16 protein-coding genes are annotated in these 17,294 nt (G+C 67.4%); 9 read left to right on the top strand and 7 right to left on the bottom strand.

Annotated features, from left to right (window positions below; genetic code table 11):
* The first annotated feature begins 199 nt into the window (after positions 1-199).
* From JL106_RS17745 to JL106_RS17735, 3 genes are read left to right on the top strand one after another with little or no spacing between them, the layout of a single operon-like run.
* Complete coding sequence (locus tag JL106_RS17745) at positions 200-997, top strand: SGNH/GDSL hydrolase family protein (RefSeq protein WP_205262093.1); 798 nt, start codon at positions 200-202, stop codon at positions 995-997.
* A 56-nt stretch (positions 998-1,053) separates the two neighbouring features.
* Positions 1,054-1,452: a hypothetical protein gene (locus JL106_RS17740; RefSeq protein ID WP_205262092.1), complete on the top strand. Its 399-nt coding sequence runs from the start codon at positions 1,054-1,056 to the stop codon at positions 1,450-1,452.
* Complete coding sequence (locus JL106_RS17735; RefSeq protein ID WP_205262091.1) at positions 1,449-1,685, top strand: hypothetical protein; 237 nt, start codon at positions 1,449-1,451, stop codon at positions 1,683-1,685. Before JL106_RS17740 ends, JL106_RS17735 begins: the two co-directional genes overlap by 4 nt.
* Positions 1,686-1,892: 207 nt before the next feature.
* Here the strand turns inward: JL106_RS17735 and JL106_RS17730 are convergent, their stop codons facing one another.
* From JL106_RS17730 to gmd, 3 genes are all read right to left on the bottom strand, one after another.
* Positions 1,893-3,461: a sugar transferase gene (locus JL106_RS17730; RefSeq protein WP_205262090.1), complete on the bottom strand. Its 1,569-nt coding sequence runs from the start codon at positions 3,459-3,461 to the stop codon at positions 1,893-1,895.
* A 37-nt stretch (positions 3,462-3,498) separates the two neighbouring features.
* Positions 3,499-5,001, bottom strand: coding sequence for a glycosyltransferase family 4 protein (locus tag JL106_RS17725; RefSeq protein ID WP_205262089.1), 1,503 nt, complete (start codon positions 4,999-5,001; stop codon positions 3,499-3,501).
* 176 nt (positions 5,002-5,177) lie between these two features.
* Complete coding sequence (gmd, locus tag JL106_RS17720; protein ID WP_205262088.1) at positions 5,178-6,203, bottom strand: GDP-mannose 4,6-dehydratase; 1,026 nt, start codon at positions 6,201-6,203, stop codon at positions 5,178-5,180.
* A gap of 102 nt (positions 6,204-6,305) precedes the next feature.
* Here gmd and JL106_RS17715 point away from each other — a divergent pair, with 102 nt between their 5' ends.
* From JL106_RS17715 to JL106_RS17690, 6 genes are all read left to right on the top strand, one after another.
* Entirely contained in the window at positions 6,306-7,283 is a 978-nt protein-coding gene (locus JL106_RS17715) for a GDP-L-fucose synthase family protein (RefSeq protein WP_328842568.1), read from the top strand.
* Positions 7,280-7,831 (top strand): DapH/DapD/GlmU-related protein, encoded by a 552-nt coding sequence (locus JL106_RS17710; protein WP_205262087.1) that lies wholly within the window; start codon positions 7,280-7,282, stop codon positions 7,829-7,831. The genes JL106_RS17715 and JL106_RS17710 overlap by 4 nt, the downstream gene beginning before the upstream one ends.
* Positions 7,828-8,982: a glycosyltransferase gene (locus tag JL106_RS17705; protein WP_328842567.1), complete on the top strand. Its 1,155-nt coding sequence runs from the start codon at positions 7,828-7,830 to the stop codon at positions 8,980-8,982. The genes JL106_RS17710 and JL106_RS17705 overlap by 4 nt, the downstream gene beginning before the upstream one ends.
* On the top strand, positions 8,979-10,082 hold the full coding sequence (locus JL106_RS17700; protein WP_205262085.1) for a glycosyltransferase: 1,104 nt from the start codon (positions 8,979-8,981) through the stop codon (positions 10,080-10,082). Before JL106_RS17705 ends, JL106_RS17700 begins: the two co-directional genes overlap by 4 nt.
* Positions 10,083-10,147: 65 nt before the next feature.
* The gene (locus JL106_RS17695; protein ID WP_205262084.1) at positions 10,148-10,876 is read left to right on the top strand and encodes a hypothetical protein; all 729 of its coding nucleotides are present in this window, start codon (positions 10,148-10,150) and stop codon (positions 10,874-10,876) included.
* Positions 10,876-11,736, top strand: coding sequence for a phosphotransferase (locus JL106_RS17690; protein ID WP_205262083.1), 861 nt, complete (start codon positions 10,876-10,878; stop codon positions 11,734-11,736). Before JL106_RS17695 ends, JL106_RS17690 begins: the two co-directional genes overlap by 1 nt.
* Positions 11,737-11,784: 48 nt before the next feature.
* Here JL106_RS17690 and JL106_RS17685 read toward each other — a convergent pair whose 3' ends face one another.
* Genes JL106_RS17685 through JL106_RS17670 form a run of 4 tightly spaced genes read right to left on the bottom strand, consistent with a single transcriptional unit; the run spans position 11,785 to position 17,109 of the window.
* Positions 11,785-13,215: an O-antigen polymerase gene (locus tag JL106_RS17685; protein ID WP_205262082.1), complete on the bottom strand. Its 1,431-nt coding sequence runs from the start codon at positions 13,213-13,215 to the stop codon at positions 11,785-11,787.
* Complete coding sequence (locus tag JL106_RS17680) at positions 13,205-14,341, bottom strand: polysaccharide pyruvyl transferase family protein (RefSeq protein ID WP_205262081.1); 1,137 nt, start codon at positions 14,339-14,341, stop codon at positions 13,205-13,207. The genes JL106_RS17685 and JL106_RS17680 overlap by 11 nt, the downstream gene beginning before the upstream one ends.
* A gap of 3 nt (positions 14,342-14,344) precedes the next feature.
* Positions 14,345-15,601, bottom strand: a complete 1,257-nt coding sequence (locus tag JL106_RS17675; protein WP_205262080.1) for a lipopolysaccharide biosynthesis protein — start codon at positions 15,599-15,601, stop codon at positions 14,345-14,347.
* A gap of 32 nt (positions 15,602-15,633) precedes the next feature.
* Complete coding sequence (locus tag JL106_RS17670) at positions 15,634-17,109, bottom strand: polysaccharide biosynthesis tyrosine autokinase (protein WP_205262079.1); 1,476 nt, start codon at positions 17,107-17,109, stop codon at positions 15,634-15,636.
* Between the last annotated feature and the right edge of the window lie 185 nt (positions 17,110-17,294).

Below are 17,294 nucleotides of genomic sequence, written 5' to 3'. Positions count from 1 at the left end.
ACCGTTCCCGCTCGGTTGCACCCCCGCCGGGTGATCGTGGAGCGCATGAGAGTCGCGGTGTCGACGGGCCGAAGGTCACGGAGCGCGCCGACGGAGCACGGGGGGCGTGCACTCCGTCCGTGGGTACGGCGCCGACGTCATCCCGACGCGCAGCGCAAGATCACCGACAGCACACCGTTGTTGATCAATGCTGGGGCCTGTGAGGTCTGGAGACAGCCGGGACAGGCGGCGCAGCGCCGTCGGGTACGCGGCGTTGGCGGCACTGACCGTCGGGACGATCGTCGCCTCGGTCGTCGTGCTCACCCGCCCGACCGCGGTGCCGAACGTCGACGAGTTGAACGCAGCGGCGGCATCCCGGATCGCGGCGGCGCAGTCGTCGTCGTCACCGGCGACCACGGTCGCACCGCTGATCGGATCGTCCAGCGCGTCTTCGACGCCGGCTCGACCGGAGATGCAGCGGGTCGTGTTCATCGGTGACGGCTACACGGCCGCCCCGGATTCGTGGGCCGCGCTCGTGGCGGCGTCCGAGGGCTGGACGCCGACGGTGCTGGCCGCCGCCCGGGCCGGCTACAGCAACGCCCCCGCCGGGACGCCGGCGTACGCGGGGCAAGCAGCCGGCATCCCCGACGGCACCGACATCGTGATGGTGGCCGGCGGCGGCAACGACCTGAGCATCTTCGTTCGCGATCCGGCGACGTTCCAGGCCGACGTTGCCGCCACCCTCAGCGAGATCGGGCGCCGGGCACCGGACGCCACGGTGATCGTGGTGAATCCGTGGTGGGACGACGACCCCGTCCCGCAGACGTTCGTCGCGCTGTCGGACACGGTCCGCGCCGCGGCCGTCGCCGCCGGCGCCACCTACCTGGACACCGGGCAGCCACTGGTCGGTCGGTCGGATCTCGTCGACGCGGACAGCATCCGTCCCAACGAGCAGGGTCAGGCAGCGCTGGCCGCTGCCGTTCATCTGGCGATCGAGTCCGTGGGGGCTCCGCTCTGACCTCGAGCAGATCGGAACCACCGGCAACTCACGACTCATCGTTCACAGTCCGGACGATGAGGTTCCGTCCACGCCCCGTTCAGGGGAAGCAGGGCGGCTACGGCGCGTCGATGATCCTTGCTGCCGCAACGATCGTGGTGTGTGCGGTGGTGGTGGGCCCAGACCGACCGCCGTGCCGGACGTCGAAGAGCTCGCCGACCATTCCGACCGAGACCCAGCCCCTGCCGGCGGTCTTCATCGGCGATGCCTCCACGGCAGGTCCAAGCCCGTGGGTGCAGCAGGTGGCCGCGGCCAAGGGACGGGCGCCGGAGACCCTGGGGGCGGGCGACGTCGGCTGCACCAACGCGGCGGACGGCAACCTGCCGTTCTTCGAGGACGATCCCGCGCGGTTCCGGGCCGAGTCGAGGCCACCCTCGACATCATCACCAGCTCGGCATCCGGCGCGTTCGTCGTGATCATCAATCCGTGGTGGGACGACCACGAACTGCCGGCGGACTTCGCGGCCATGACGGACATCATCCGAAGCGCCGCCGCGGCCGCGAACATCGCGCTCCTGGACACCGAGGAGCCGCTGTCCCGGCGGACCGAGCTGATCAGTGGTGACGGTGCCGTGGCCGATGAGGCCGGGCATCGGGTGCTCGCCGACGCGGTGATCGCGGCGATGGACTCGGTCCTGGCCACGAGCTGACGGAACGTCGCCGCCGGACTCCGTGACGTGGCCGGTGACCCAGACACGCCGTCTGTCGGAACGGGACTCGCAGACACCGCCCACAGCGGGGCGCCATCGGGGAACGAATTGCGTGCGGCAGCAACCGCCGCTGCTGACACCTCACTTCGGCCGAGCCGGCCGGGTGGGAGACCCACCGTGCCCGTACCGAACGCGACGACCGGAGGCTCAGTACGCTCCCTGCTTGGCCAGCACCGTCTTGACGGTCTTCGCGATGATCGTCAGATCCGATGCCACCGACCAGTTCTCGACGTAGTAGAAGTCGAGTCGGATTCGCTCCTCGGCGCTCACGTCCGAGCGACCGGACACCTGCCACAGCCCGGTGATACCCGGCTTGACCAGCATCCTCCGCTCCAGGAAGTTACCGACTTCGGCGCCCTCGCCCGGAACCAGTGGTCGCGGCCCGACGATGCTCATCTGCAGGCTCAGCACGTTGAACAGCTGTGGCAGTTCGTCGATGCTGGTCTTGCGGATGAACCGGCCGATCTTGGTGATGCGGGCATCGTCAGCTGACTTGTAGAACACGGCTCCCGACTGGCCGGCCGCCTGTTTGGCTTGGCTGACCGCCTTGTCGGCACCGACTCGCATGGATCGGAACTTCCACACTCTGAACGTCTGACCGCCTCGGCCGACCCGCTCCTGGCGGAAGAACACCGGCCCTCGATCGGTGATCTTGATGGCCGCAGCCACGGCGAGGAACACCGGTGAGAGGGCCGTCACTCCGATGACAGCGATGACCAGGTCGAGCACCGTCTTGGCGACCAGCTTCGGCCCCTTGAACGTCGGCTCCTCGACGACGAGCAGCGGCAGCCCTGCCACCGGCTTGACGTGGATCCGTGGACCGGCGACATCGGTGAGGGACGGCGCGAGGCACAGGCGGATGCCGGTACCTTCCAGCCGCCACCCCAGCTGACGGACGTGCTCGGGCGTGAATCTGGTCGACGACGACACCGCGACCGTGTTGGCCGCCGAACGGTCGATGGCGCCCGTGAAGTCGGTGAAGCCCCCGAGCACGGGAAACTCGCTGTGCTCGGTGTAGGCAGCGACTTGGTCGTCCGGGACGCAGAGACCCACCACCCGGTACCCCGACGCGCTCTGCTGGCGCAGGCGCCGGGCCAGCGCGCTGGCCGACCGGCCGTCCCCGATGATCAGCACTGAGTTCATGTAACCGCCGACCTTGCGGTGCTCACGAAGCAGTTGCCGCCACACCCAGCGCCCGGCCATCACTCCGGACAGGCCGAGCGGCAGCGCCAGGGCCAGGTATCCGCGGGCCACGTCGAACTGGAGCAGATAGCAGACGATGGCCACGAACCCGAACAAGTACAGCGAGGCACTGATGACCCGCTTGTACTCGGAGGGGCCCTCGCCGACCACCTTGTGGTCCCACGCTCCCCAGATGGCCAACGCGATCAACCAGGTGGCGGTCAACAGGATGGTGAGCGCCCAGTAGCTGATGGCGACATCACCGGGCTTGGCGACCGTCACATCCCACAGATCGTCGAACCGCAACGACTGACTCAGCAACATCATCGCCGCGATGATCACCGCGTCGGTCATGAACAGGTTGCGGACGTAGCGGCGCATCCATCGGCGGACGTGCACCGGGCGGATCGGTTCACTGGTGGACGGCTCCGTCGGTGCCGTCCCCATGTCGCGCCGCTCCAGCTGCACCGGGAGCACCGGTGGGACACCGGACACGGTCTTGACCGCTTGCAGTCGATCTTCGACTGAACTCATCGCCAACTCCTCGACGCACGTGGATCCGACACCCGAGTCACCCGGCCTCGGAACGCAGTGCCGGAGAGTCGTCCACCTCGCTGGAGCTCGCGCGTGACCTGGAGCCGGCCAGCGCGGTCCCGGCGAACCGCCGGTACCGGTCCTCGGCGGCCTCGCGGCCGTAGAGGGTGGTGTAGACCCGCCGCGACGCCGACGCCAGCTCGTGTCGGCGGACCTCGTCGTGCTGCAAGTGCTCGGCTGCGTCCAGCAGCGCCTGCGGATCCCCCCCTGCGACGACCTCACCCAGCCGTTGCTCGGCCAAGAACGCCGCAGTGATGCTGACCGAGTCGGTCGCGGCGAGCACGGGGCGGCCGGCTGCTGTGTAGGAGGTCAACTTGCTCGGCAGCGACATGGTGATTGCTGAAGGCAACTCGTTGAGCAGCAACACATCTGCAGCTGCAAGTGCGTAGGGATAGTCTGCGTCGGACAGCGGCGGGACGAACTGCGCGTTCGCCACTCCGGCGGCACGTTGCCCCAGCACTTGGCGCTGATTGCCGTCACCGACGAACACGAACTGGACCGTACTGGCGCGCTGCTCGGCCAGGCGTGCGGCGTCGACCACTGTCTCGAGACCCTGCTTGGAACCCATGTTGCCGGTGTGCACCACCAGGAACGCGTCCGGGTCCCAGCCGAGGCGGGCCCGCGCTTCGGACACGCTCGCACGGACCGGCGTGATGTGGGCGAAATTGGTGGTGAGATCGACCTTGTCGACCGGGACGCCGCCCTGCTCGAGAACCCGCCGGAACTCCTCGTTGATCACGCCGATCCGGGCGCAACGTCGGTACAGCGAGTACTCCCCCGCCCGGATCACCGCGCCCAGCCGGCCCCCCACCGTGCCGGTCTGCGTCGCGGCGTTCGCAGTCAGATCCTGGATGATCGCCGCCACGGGAACCCGCCGACGGTACGCCGCGAGCGGCGCAGCGAGTGCACCCAGCACCGGCACCGAGGCGATCACCAGATCCGGTCGCTCACCGCGCAGCACCTGCAGCGCCCGGCGGAAGAAGCTGGCCTCCATCCGTGCCCGGTCCTTCATGCTCGACTGCGGGGGCACCCAGTGCCGGCACCGCGTCACCTGCACCGAGCCGTCCCACTCCTGCCAGAAATCACCGTTCGCGTACCGAGGATCGTCGACCCGCCACTGCGGATAGTGCGGCAGTCCCGTCACGACGTGGACATGCGCTCCCCCGTCGGCCAGCGCGCGGGCGAGCGCAGTGACGTAGGGGGCGCTGCCGGTCGGCTCGGGCGCGTAATTGATGCCCACGACGGTGATCCGGGCACCGCTCAAGTCCACTGCGTCCATACTTCCCCCGTCCGGGCGACCGCTCAGTGTGTTCTGGCGGCCCCGCGAGTCATTGCTGGCCTGGCGCCTCGACACGACATCGGATCGAATGTTCCGGTCTCGGTGACGCCTGCGTGGGAAGTGCTCTCCGGACCCGATGGCCGATGCTACGGGAAGCGGCTGGCCTCCGGGAACGGCTGTCACACACCCGGACTCGGACATGACGACCGATGGTGATCGAGATCGGCCGCAAGCAGCCACCATCGGGTGACCGGCGCCGTCGATCGGTGTTCTTGTGTCGCAACCAGTGATCTCTCGTCGGCAGCCACGAGCCGCAACGACGGTGTCCCGGTGTTGATGTCGTTGAAGATCACCCACTCGTTACCAAGTGGCCCACGTCAGCGCTGGGGAACCGCGTGCTGCGCGACCATCTCGGCCTCGGTCATGATGCGGGCGAGCTCGGGCGGCAGGACCTGAGCCTCCCAGCCGAGTTCACGCTTGGCCTTCGACGCGTCGCCGATGAGGGAGTCGACCTCGGACGGGCGTAGGTAGCGCTCGTCGAATCGCACGTGGTCCTGCCAGTCGAGATTGACGGTCCGGAAGCAGAACTCCAGGAAGTCGCGCACGGTGTAAGCGGTCCCGGTCGCCAGCACGTAGTCCTGCGGGACCTCGGCCTGCAGCATGCGCCACATGCCCTCGACGTACTCCTTGGCGTAGCCCCAGTCGCGGACCGCGTCGAGGTTGCCCATGTACAGGTACTGCTGCTTGCCACTGGCGACCGCCGCGGCACCCATGGCGATCTTGCGCGTCACGAAGGTCTCGCCGCGCCGGGGCGACTCGTGGTTGAACAGGATGCCGTTCACCGCGAACAGGTCGTACGCCTCCCGGTAGTTCCGGGTGATCCAGTACGAATAGACCTTGGCGGCGCCGTAGGGCGAGCGCGGCCAGAACGGCGTCTCCTCGTCCTGCGGCGGCGGGGTCGCGCCGAACATCTCGGAGCTGCTGGCCTGGTAGAAGCGGGCCGGCACACCGGTGGCCCGGATGGCCTCGAGCAGTCGCGTGGTGCCCATGCCGGTGGTCAGACCGGTGAACTCGGGTTCGTCGAAGGACACCCGCACGTGCGACTGGGCGGCGAGGTTGTAGACCTCGGTCGGGTTGATCTTCTCCAGCAGGGTGACCAGCCGGGAGCCGTCGGTCAGGTCGGCGTGGTGCAGGAAGAGCCGGGCGCTGGGGTCGTGTGGGTCCTGGTACAGGTGATCGATGCGGGAGGTGTTGAACGTCGATGACCGGCGCATGAAGCCGTGGACGACATAGCCCTTCTCCAGCAGGAGTTCGGCCAGGTAGGAGCCGTCCTGCCCGGTGATGCCGGTGATCAAGGCAACCTTGCGCTGGCTGGTTCCAGGGGACTCGGCGGTCGCGGTCACAGGAAGCTCACTTCTCTCGGTGTAACTGTATGGCTACGCTCTGCTCGCAATTCTCCACGCGGAGCGTTTCGTCCCCGTCAGCTCTTCTCCTGAGGCGGTCACGTGCCCGAACACCGGGTGGGATCCCCCATCCATCAGCTCGACCGGGAGGCCCCGGTCTACATCGCCGGCCACCGCGGCCTGGTCGGCTCCGCACTGTGGCGGCACCTCGAGGCGAACGGCTTCACCAACCTGGTGGGGTGGTCGTCGTCCGAGCTGGATCTGCGAGACAGGGCCGCCGTGCACGAACGAGTCCGCGCGCTCCGCCCGGCCGTGGTGATCGACGCAGCAGCCCGGGTCGGCGGCATCCTGGCCAACCACACGTACCCGGCCGAGTTCCTGTCCGAGAACCTGCAGATCCAGGTGAACCTGATGGACGCCGCGGTGGCCGCTGAGGTACCGCGCTTGCTGTTCCTCGGGTCCAGCTGCATCTATCCCAAGTTCGCCGAGCAGCCCATCCGCGAGGACTCGCTGCTGACCGGCGCACTGGAGCCGACCAACGACGCGTACGCGATCGCCAAGATCGCCGGGATCATGCAGGTGCAGGCCATCCGCCGGCAGTACGGCCTGCCGTACATCTCCGCGATGCCGACCAACTTGTACGGGCCGGGCGACAACTTCCACCCGAGGAACAGCCACGTGTTGCCGGCGCTGATCCGACGCTTCCACGAAGCCAAGGAGTCGGGCGCGGCGTCAGTCACCTGCTGGGGCACGGGCACCCCGAAGCGGGAGTTCCTGCACGTCGACGACCTGGCCGCCGCCTGCCTGCATCTGCTCGAGCACTACGACGACCCGCAGACCATCAACATCGGCACCGGGGTGGATCAGACGATCGCCGAGATCGCCGAGATGACCGCGGCGGCCGTCGACTACCAGGGCGACATCGAATGGGACACCAGCAAGCCGGACGGCACGCCGCGCAAGCTGCTCGATGTCTCCCGGATCAAGGCCACCGGGTGGAAACCGCAGATCGACCTGCAGACCGGACTGAGCGACACCTACCGGTGGTTCCTGCAGCACGCCAGCGAGGTGCGCGGATGACGGCCGCCCCTGCACACCCCGCTCCGGCGCCCGCGCGCCGACGCCTGGCCGGCTTCACCGGAGCTGGGTACGACAAGGGTCGCAACACGCTGTGGCAGGCGGCCTGGTTCGCCACCTCGAACCTGGTGGCCATGAAGTGGTGGTGCCCGAGCCCGGTCCGCATCGCGATCCTGCGAGCGTTCGGCGCCGACATCGGTACCGGCGTCCTCATGCGGCACCGCGTCCGCGTGCACTGGCCCTGGAAGCTGACCATCGGCAACGACTGCTGGATCGGCGAAGGAGCGTGGATCCTCAACCTCGAACCGGTCACCATCGGCAACGACGTCTGCATCTCGCAGGAAGCCCTGCTGTGCACCGGCTCTCATGACCGTCGCTCCGAGACGTTCGAGTTCGACAATGGGCCGATCGTCATCGAGGACGGCGCGTGGGTGGCGGCCCGGTCCATCGTGCTGCGCGGAGTCACGCTTGGCAGCGGATCAGTGGTCGGAGCGGCCGCAACGGTCGGTCACAGCGTCGCGGCCGGACACGTCGCCGCGAGTCAGCGATGAGAGTCGTCCACGTCGTTCATTCGGTCGACTCGATGAACTCCTACGGAGGACCTCTCACCGTGGCGGCCGGCCATGTCAACGGGCTCCGCCGCGCAGACGTCCCAGCCTTCCTGATCGCCGGTTCCCGCGGCTACCATCCCTCGGACGTCCAAGGTGCTCCCGTGCTCACGTTCGCCATTCGGCGCCTGGTCCCAGCTCTTGGTTTCGCCGGCTGGTCTGCGCCGTCGTCGATCTCCTGGTTGATTCGACACCGCGCACGAATCGACCTCCTGCACATCCACATGAGTCGAGACCTCATCACCCTTCCGATCGCCTTGGCCGCCTCCCGGCTCGGCATTCCTTACGTCGTCCAGACCCACGGCATGGTCGACCCGCCCAAGAACCGGCTCGGCGCCGTGCTGGACAGCCTGGCGACGCGTCGGGCGTTGCGCGGCGCGGCCGCGGTCTTCGCGCTGACGGCGCTCGAGCAGCGGCACCTCCAAGAGGTCGTCCCCGGTCTGAAGAGCCAGCGCTTGATGAACGGGTTGGCACTGCCGCCCGAAACTGACGGGGTCGATCGACGCGACGGTCGGGAGCCGACCGTGCTGTTCGCCTCGCGACTGCATTCGCGGAAGCGACCGAGCGCCTTCATCCGCGCCGCCGCGCAGCTCCGCGCGGACGGTGTCCGGGCACGCTTCCGTCTCGTCGGACCGGATGAGGGACAAGGCGACAACGTCCGCGAGCTCCTGAGCGAGTTGCACGATCCGGCGGTCGAATGGGTCGGGCCGATGGCTCACGCATCGCTGCAGGCGGAGCTTGCGCGGGCGTCGGTCTTCGTGCTGCCCTCGATCGACGAGCCGTATCCGATGGCCGTGCTGGAGTCCATGGCGCACGGCACGCCCGTCATCGTCACCGAGTCCTGCGGGCTCGCCGATCTCATCAGACAGACGAACAGCGGATTGGTCGTGGATCACAGCACCGCTGGCCTGGCCGACGCCATTGACACCATCGTCACCGACCTGAGCTTGGCCACGACGATGGGCGAGAACGCTCGACGGGCTGTCCGAGAGCAGGCTTCGATCGATGCGGTGGTCGATCAGTTGCTCGACCACTACCGAGCCAGCCTTTCCACGGGGACACGCACGGCACCGGCGCCAGAGTCGACCCGATGACCAACCTGCTGATCGTGCAACCACGACTGACGACTTACCGTCTGCCCTTCTTCGAGGGCCTCATCGCTGAGTTGGCCAAGGACGACATCGCCTGCCGGGTGGCGTCGCCACCCGCCGGCGGAGTGGCCGCCGCCCGCGGTGACAGCGATCACAATCCGCCCTGGCACACGTTCACCCAGGGTGGCACTCTGCGGATCCGCGGTCGCACGATCTCCTACCTGGGCAGCGGACCAGCCCAGCGCAGCGCTGACGCCGTGATCGTCGCCATGCTCGGATCGTCGTACGACACCTACCGCGCGATCCTGACCGGCAAGTTCCGCGGTATCCCGGTCGGACTGTGGGGTCACATCAAGTCGTACACCTCGGAGTCCCATCCACTCGATGCCCTCGTCGAGCGATGGCAGCTCATGAATGCGTCGCGGGTCTTTGCCTACACTCCAGGCGGTGCTGCCGAGGCGATCCGGTTGGGCGTCAGGCCCCACGCAGTCACCACGGTGATGAACTCGGTGGACACGGCCACCTTGTGCACTGCGGCCAGTGCCGTGGACCCGGCGGTCGTCGACGCCTTCGTCGAGCGGCACAGCCTGGACCGCTGTCGTACGGCTGCGTACTTCGGGGGGCTCGATCAAGCCAAGCGCATCGATTTCCTCGCGGAGTCACTGGCGGAGCTGGCGCAGCTCGACCCACGGTTCAAGCTGATCGTGGGCGGCCGCGGAGCCTCCATCGAATTGCTCCGACCTGCCATCGACCGAGGTCAGGTCATCCACATGGGATATGTGGGTTCCAGCGAGAAGGCTCTGGTCAGCAAGGTGGCCAGCACGCTCGCGATGCCCGGACGGATCGGGCTGATCGCGGTCGAGGCCCTCGCCCTGGGGCTTCCCGTCATCACGACCAAGTGGAAGTACCACTCGGCCGAGATCGAGTACTTGCAAGAAGGTGTGTCGATGTTCAGCAGTGATGACGACCCCCGGAGCTACGCCCACAAGCTCCTGGCCAGCACCGAACGATTCGCCGAACGGCCCGCACCAGCCCGGGCTCATCCGACGATGGACCAGATGATTGGCAACTTCGCCGCCGGCGTCCGGGCGATGCTGGTATGAGGCCGTCGACGGACCGTCTCCGGCACCGGAGATCAGAAGGACCGCAAGATCTGCGCACGAACGTCGTGGTGCTGTTGACGGCAGCGGTGCAGCCGAACTCTGGCGTGTCGGTGGCACTGAGTGACGCGGAGGCACGGCGCACGCAGTACTTGGATTCCTTCCGGTTCTGGGGTGAGTTCGCTCAGCGGACCGGCGCCCGGATCGTGGTCACGGAGTCCTCGGGGACGCCTCCGGACTGCTTCCTCGAGGCATTCAGTGAATCCGGTTGCAACGAGATCACCTGGATCGACGTCACTCCGACAGAGACGGCACTGATGCGCGGAAAAGGCGCGATCGAGGCTGAGATGATCGATCGAACGGTAGGACTCCTGACCGACGACACGACGGCCATGTACAAGATCACCGGCCGTCTGACCATCGCCAATGCCGATCGCGTGATCACCGAACTCCCCGAGCGGACGGTCGTGGCGCGCGGTCTGCTCGATCGGTCACGCTTCGACATGCGGGTCGTCGGAGCCTCCCGAGCGATCTGGGCGCGCGACCTGTCAGGAATGTGTGACGAGGTGGACGAGGCGCGCGGAACGGATCTGGGCAACGTCCTGGCCGCGCGGCTCATGCATGCCAGCGCGGTCCGCCAGGTCCGAGTCAACCGCTTCGCCGAGCGTCCCCGATTGAGGGGGGTCTCCGGCACGCGAGGCGAGGACTACGGCCGCCCGACCCGACGCATCGCGGAACTGCTGATGGAACCGATCGACCGGGCGGCCTTCAGCTTGGCTGCGCGGAAGTCGGTCTGATGAGTCCGCCATCGACCTCCCGACCACTGGTCACCCTCCGCTCGGTCCCGCTCACCCCCGGGCGCCTGGAACTGGCGGCCTCCGGTTCCGGTGCCATCGCGACGTGGTTGTACCGGCCGTCCAAGTTGCGCGGCCAGGTCGCCTTGGCCATCTCGACGGCCCTGCGCCTTCGAGGCAAACGGGCGAGTGGCTTCCCGTTCGAACTTGACGAGGTCATCGCCGCGCTCGGGGTGCGCCCACGGGGGTGCGCGGTGATGCGCTCCCCCGACCGCCAGCAATGGGTCATCGCGATCGACACGGACGACACGCAGGGCGTCATCGCCAAGATCGGCATGCAGGACCAGCGTGCCCGGATCCGCGAGGAGTACCGAACGCTGCGCCGACTCGCGGATCACTCCGGGCTGTTCTCAGTACCGATCGTCAACAGACTCAGTGAAGGACGGACGTGGTCGGCGTTCGACATGGAGCGCGTCGCAGATGTCCATGGTTCCGTGCATTTCGACCTGGACGAGGCACTGGCGGTGTCCGTTGAGCTGGCGCGAGTCGACGACAGCGGAATCACCCACGGTGACTTGGCTCCCTGGAACCTGTTGCACGGCGAACGCACCTGGCTCATCGACTGGGAGCGGGCCCGGGCCTTGCAGCCCGGTCTCGACTTGGCTCACTACGTCCTGGCCTCGGCGGACATCGGCGGCATGCTCAGCAGTCAGGATGCCCGGGACCACCTCCGTTTCAGCTCGCCGTTGGTTCGCGAGTACTGCAGGCGAACGGGATTCGCCCTGCCTCTGGTGGCCACCAATCTCCGAGAAATGCTCACGTACTTCGACTCTCGGGCGGGCGATCAGTTCTCGGACAGGTGACATCCGGAGCAGGATCAGCCAGCCGTTCCGTCATCGTGCAACGAGCGGTCAGCGACGCGGCACGGAGGAACGTCCGCGCCAAGATCGGCGGTGCGCTACCGGCAGCGGTCCTGCCCTGCCTGGCCGGGCCTGTCTGACCCACCAGTCAACGGCCAGTGCGGCAACCGCGACCTGGAGCGCGATGCTGACCTGGGCTGGAAAATTGCCGCGTGCCGCGACCGGTGCGACCGCCGCGACCACCACCAGCGCTACCAACCTGCTCCCAGATGCCCTCTCGTAGCGACTCGTCCAGCGTTGGCTCCACGATCCGAGCAGGTAGCTCGCCACCACGACGCCGACAAGTCCGAAATCGAAGAAGAGCGTCCCGAAGACGCTCGGAACCGGGCAGATGCCTTCCTGACATGTTCCACCGAACAGCCCCGTCAGCAAGGTGTTGCTCCACGAGCGAGGGGGCCCGAACGCCGCAGGCATGGGGGCGATCAGCAGGTCACCGAAGGTCCCACGTCCCAAGCCCCATGGGACGCTGGTCGAGCCAATCTGCGGACCGGCATAGGCTATGTACGAGTACATCTCGGTGTCGTACGAGACGAAGAACTTCTCGATGCTTCCCCAGATCCCCTCGGATCCGACCCGGTCGGAGAACGCGGAGGTGAAGCCGGCATCGTCGGTCCTGGAACCGGCGCTCCGAATGAACGGAATCACCGTCAGCGAGAAGAAGACGACAGCGCTGGTTCCGATCAAGCTCAACGAGACCTTGCGCGACCATCGCCGGGTGCTCGCGCCGATGAGCCCCGCGATGATCGAGGGGATCAGGAAGCGCCGATTCCCCAGTGCCAGTGGCGGAACGACCGCCAGACCGACCACCAGCCAGTAGCAGAGCCGCTGAGACCTGCTCAGCGCCCGAACCCGCTCGAGTGTCACTCGTTGCACCGCGGCAACGACCGCCGCGACGACGGGCAGGGCCGGGACCAAGGCTGGAACCCCGACGAGGAACTGGGAGTTCGCCGCCGATCGACCGGCGAACAGTTGGCCCAGGATCGCGGTGCCTCCGCCCATGTACAGGGTGATCGCAAGCCATGCCCCCAGGATGGCGATGGCCGCGACCAGCCCCCGTCTGAACCGGAGAGCAAGGATCGTCGGATCGGGCGCCGGAGCCAACTCCACCTCAGTCGGGAACTGTCGACGGCCCCGGGAGGTTGTCACCGTCGCCACCCAGTGGCCACCTACCAGCGCTGTGATGCCGGCCAACCCGACCAATGACGCCAGCGGCGTCCCTTGCGACACATCGGCGCCGTAGAACCAGATCGCACCATCGGCGGCCATGAAGAGCGGCCGGATCCCGAAGATCGAGATCAGAAGGATCAACGACGTCGAGAACGGCGCGAGCAGATCCCCCGTCCGCCCGCGGGTTGCCACGACCAGTCCGACGAGGCCGATCGTCAGCGAGGCACAGGCGAGCCAGACCGACTCAACCGGCATGACCGGTCCGATTCGCGGTGATCGGCGGGCCTGGTCGATCCGATCCGTCGCCCGGAGTTCCGTCGACGTGTTCCAAGGCCGCGACCGCCGCCCGGCGACCTCGTTGCAGGAGCTCGTCCGCCACCACCAACCGGGCCGCCTGGACGTCCCTGAGCGAAGACAACGGCGACCAGTCGTCACGCAGGTCGCCGTCGATCAACCGTCGGAGCGGTATCGGATCCATGAACCAGGACAACGTCCGGTCGATCTTCCCGCCCGGCCGCTGCTCGGCGTTGACGACCAGCGCGCCGGCCATTCCGCCGAACACACAGGCGTGCAATCGATCACTGACGACCAGGGCGGACGATCGGTAGGTGCTGAGGACCCTGTCGAGTTGGTCGCCGGTGGAACGCCCGCACCAGCCGACGTGTTCGATTCCGAGCGCATCGGCGAGCGCCTGATGACCTGCCTCGTCGCGTCGGACCTGCGTGACGATCACAGGCTCCAGGCCCTGCTTGCGGCTTCGCTGCATCAGGTGTCGAAGGTTGCTCAGGGGTACTGCCCGGGGGTCGCGGAGCGAGATCGCGACGTACCGATCGCTCTCGTTCCGAGAGTCCAAGCCCAACGCACGTGTCATGTCGAGCGCCACGTCCGGCACCAGGTGGGCACGGACACCGATCAACTGGCAGCTGACGGGGTCGCGTACACCGTAGAACTCAGCTCGTCCGGCCGTTCGGCGATGCAGCTGAACCGCAAGCGCGTTGCGTCCGCTCAGGGCGCCACCGATCCCGACGACCGAACCCCGTCGGCTGCGGGTGACCGCGGCCAACATCCAGGCCCGAGCCGCAGCGCCGACAGCGCCGCGCGACCCGGCCGCCGACCTGGGGCCCGGCGCGAAGACAAGTCCGGCCTCCCCCTGCCGCAAGGAGGCACCCCAGCTCGCGATGTACTCCCGGTCACTGCGATGGACGATCGCATCCGGTGCCGGCCGACCGACGGCGGCATCGAGGTAGTCGTCCGCCATTCCTGTTGCGAGCACGTGGATCTTGTGGCGCCCTGAAGCGTTGATCCACGCCAGCGCGACGGCCCGGATCACGACATCGCCCAGGTTCTCCTGTTGTGCGACCGCACTGTAGAAGATGTCCACCAGTCAGAGCTCCTCGATCATGTGCGCGGGCGCCCGGCATCCGGAGCGGGCGAGGGCGATTCCCAGGAGAACTGCTTGGAGCGCGAATGACGCGGCCAGAGCGATCGCTGCGCCCACGGCACCGCTGGAGATCGACCCGATGGCGACTCCGGCCAGGCACAGTGCAGTACTGATCACCGACACCATTGCGACGAACTGCTTGCGGCCGAGACCTTGGAGCGCGCCGCCGAGATTCGATGCGAGCCCTGCGAGCACCAGTGAGATGACCACGATCTGGAACGGCAGCACCGCGTCGCGGTACCCCTCTCCGAGGAGCAGCGGCACGGCCACCGGCGCCAGTGCTGCGAGCGCACCGTAGATGAGGGCCATCATGCCCACGACCACTCCGACGGTCTTCATGACCGGACGGAGCCCGGCCCCCTCGGCCTGGCCGCGTGCTACCGCGGGGACCAGCACCGTGGCCAGAGACGTCGGGACGATGCGCAATGGCCCAGTCACTCGAGCCGCCGCCGCGTAGTAGGCCGTCTGGCTTGACCCGGCGATCGTACCGACGATCAAGGTGTCGAGATTGCGCAACTGCGTACCGACCGAATTGACCCAGTAGGCGAACGACTGGCCCACGATGGTACGGAACGGAGTTCGGGTGTCGGCGACGAGGCGGTGACGGACCCAGCGGTGGACTGCCACGTTGATGGCGAGCGACACGACCGCATATCCGGCAGAAAATGCGAGAAGAGGCGGAACACCAGGAAGCACGAGCAGAATGAAGGACGCACATGAGAGCACCCGGCGCGCGACGCCGACCGTCGCGTTCACCTGCGCGTCCCCGTCGGCGAGCGCGACTCCCAACCACGTGTCTGTGTTGCGATCCGCAGCGGCCCAGACCGCGAGCGGCAACACCGACCAGAACGTCGAGTCGATCATCGCACCCACCACGATCACGAGTGCGACCAAGGCGCACAACGCCAGCGCAGTACGGCTGTTGATGCGCAGGGCCGAAGTCACGGTGGGATCATTCCGATCGGCTGCGCGCTGACGAAGCACGAACGTCGGGATGCCCAGGTCGGTGGCGACCTGCAGCACGATGATCAGTCCGAACATCACGCTGGCGACACCGAAATCGTCCGGGCCGGCCCAGCGGGCGAGGAGGGCGAGACTCAGCGCCTGAATGACCGCCCCGACGATGCGACCGGAGGCGACCAGACCGAACTGCCTGGTCAGTCGACTCCGCGGTTTCGGCGGTGAGCGGTGTGTCACCACAGTTCGGGCAGGGGAGCGAGCATTGACACAGATCACTTCCCGCTGCGAACGGCGACCTGGCTGGTGGCCACCTCGGACTCCCCGCCGTCTGGACGGTGCTTGCCGCTCGACACCTCTCCGCCGGCATCGCCCGCTGAGTGCGACGAGGTGTTCTCGTGTGGCTGGTACGACCCGTAGCCGTAGTACGAGTACGAATCCGCGCCGGAGATCGGGACCCGGTTGAGGATTGTGCCGAGCACCCGTGCGTCGACGGCCCGCAGTGATTCGGCCGAAGTGTGCAACTGTTGGCGAGTCGTCCGGCCGTGTCGGACGACAACGACGGCACCGTCGACCTTGGTGGAGAGCACGGCGGCGTCCGTGACCGGCAGCAGCGGCGCGGTGTCGATGACGACCATCGAGAACGTCTTGTCGATCTCGTCGAGCAATTTGCTCATCGCACTGCTGGCCAACAGCTCCGACGGATTCGGCGGGATGGACCCACACGGGAGCACGGTCAGTCCGCCGCGGCCCCACGGCTGCAGGACGTCGTCCAGCTCAGCGCGATTCGCCAGGACATCGGACAGTCCGACTGCGCTCTCCAGACCAAGGTACGTGGCCACCCGGGGGCGGCGGAGATCGGCTTCGATGAGCAGAGTCCGTTCCCCCGACTCCGCGAAGGCGACCGCAAGATTGACCGCAGTGCTGGACTTGCCCTCCTCGGCGACCGAGGAGGTCAGCAGCACCCGTCGGATCGGACGATCGACGTCGACGAAGGCCAAGTTGGTGCGCAGCTGTCGGTAGGCCTCAGCGCGTATGGATCGCGAATGCGTGTCGACGATGAGCGGCGATTCGCCGGCCTCGGCGTCGAAGGGAATGACCGCGAGCACACCGGAACCCGTCGCGTCCTCGACATCTTCGGGCGTGCGCACCGATGTGTCGGTCATCTCCCGCAGGCCAGCGAGCGCGGTGCCGACGATCAAACCGATCAGGGTCGCCAAGCCGATGTTCAACACCGCGTCGGGGCTCACCGGACTCGCCTCTAGGCGCGCGGCGGAGGTCACCTCGAGGCTGACGCCCGGATCGGTTGCCCCCGGAGCGGTCTCGATCTGCGACACCAGGTCGACCATCTGGACCGAAGCCGACTCAGCGATCTCGAGTGACCGCTCCGGGTCGGTGTCGGTGACGGTCAGGTTCAGTAGCACGGTGTTGAGATCACCGCGGGCGGTGATCCGGCTCGAGATCTGATCGGCGCTCAGGTCGATCTGCGTGTCGTCTGCGATCATCTGACCGAGACGTCCGCTCTTGGCGAGCTGCGCGTAGGAGTTGACCCGCTTCTGCGCGAACTGATCGCCCTGGTACGCGCCGCCCAACTGGTCGGTGGGCGTCCGGACGAAGAACGTGACCGAGCTTGCGTACTGCGGCGTGGTTGCGACGGTGATGATCGTCCCGACTCCCGCACCGACCACGGTGCAGATGAGCACGACCCACCAGTACTTCCGAAGACCGCGAACCCAGGTCCGATAGTTCATTGCCGTCCTTCGCTCTGCCGCCACTGCCTCGTCCTCAGCGCTCGGGTCGCACCCGGTCCTGGAACGATCCCCAGGATCTTCCCAACCGCCGGTTATGGTCCGCGTGAGAACCGGGCGTCCGCGGCAAGCCCGACAGCACGCTGCTCCCGAGACGCGACAACGCCCGGACCCAAACGGGTCCGGGC

Source organism: Nakamurella leprariae (assembly GCF_016918035.1).
GTDB classification, from domain to species: Bacteria; Actinomycetota; Actinomycetes; order Mycobacteriales; family Nakamurellaceae; genus Nakamurella; species Nakamurella leprariae.
This window is presented reverse-complemented; position numbering and strand designations above follow the sequence as displayed.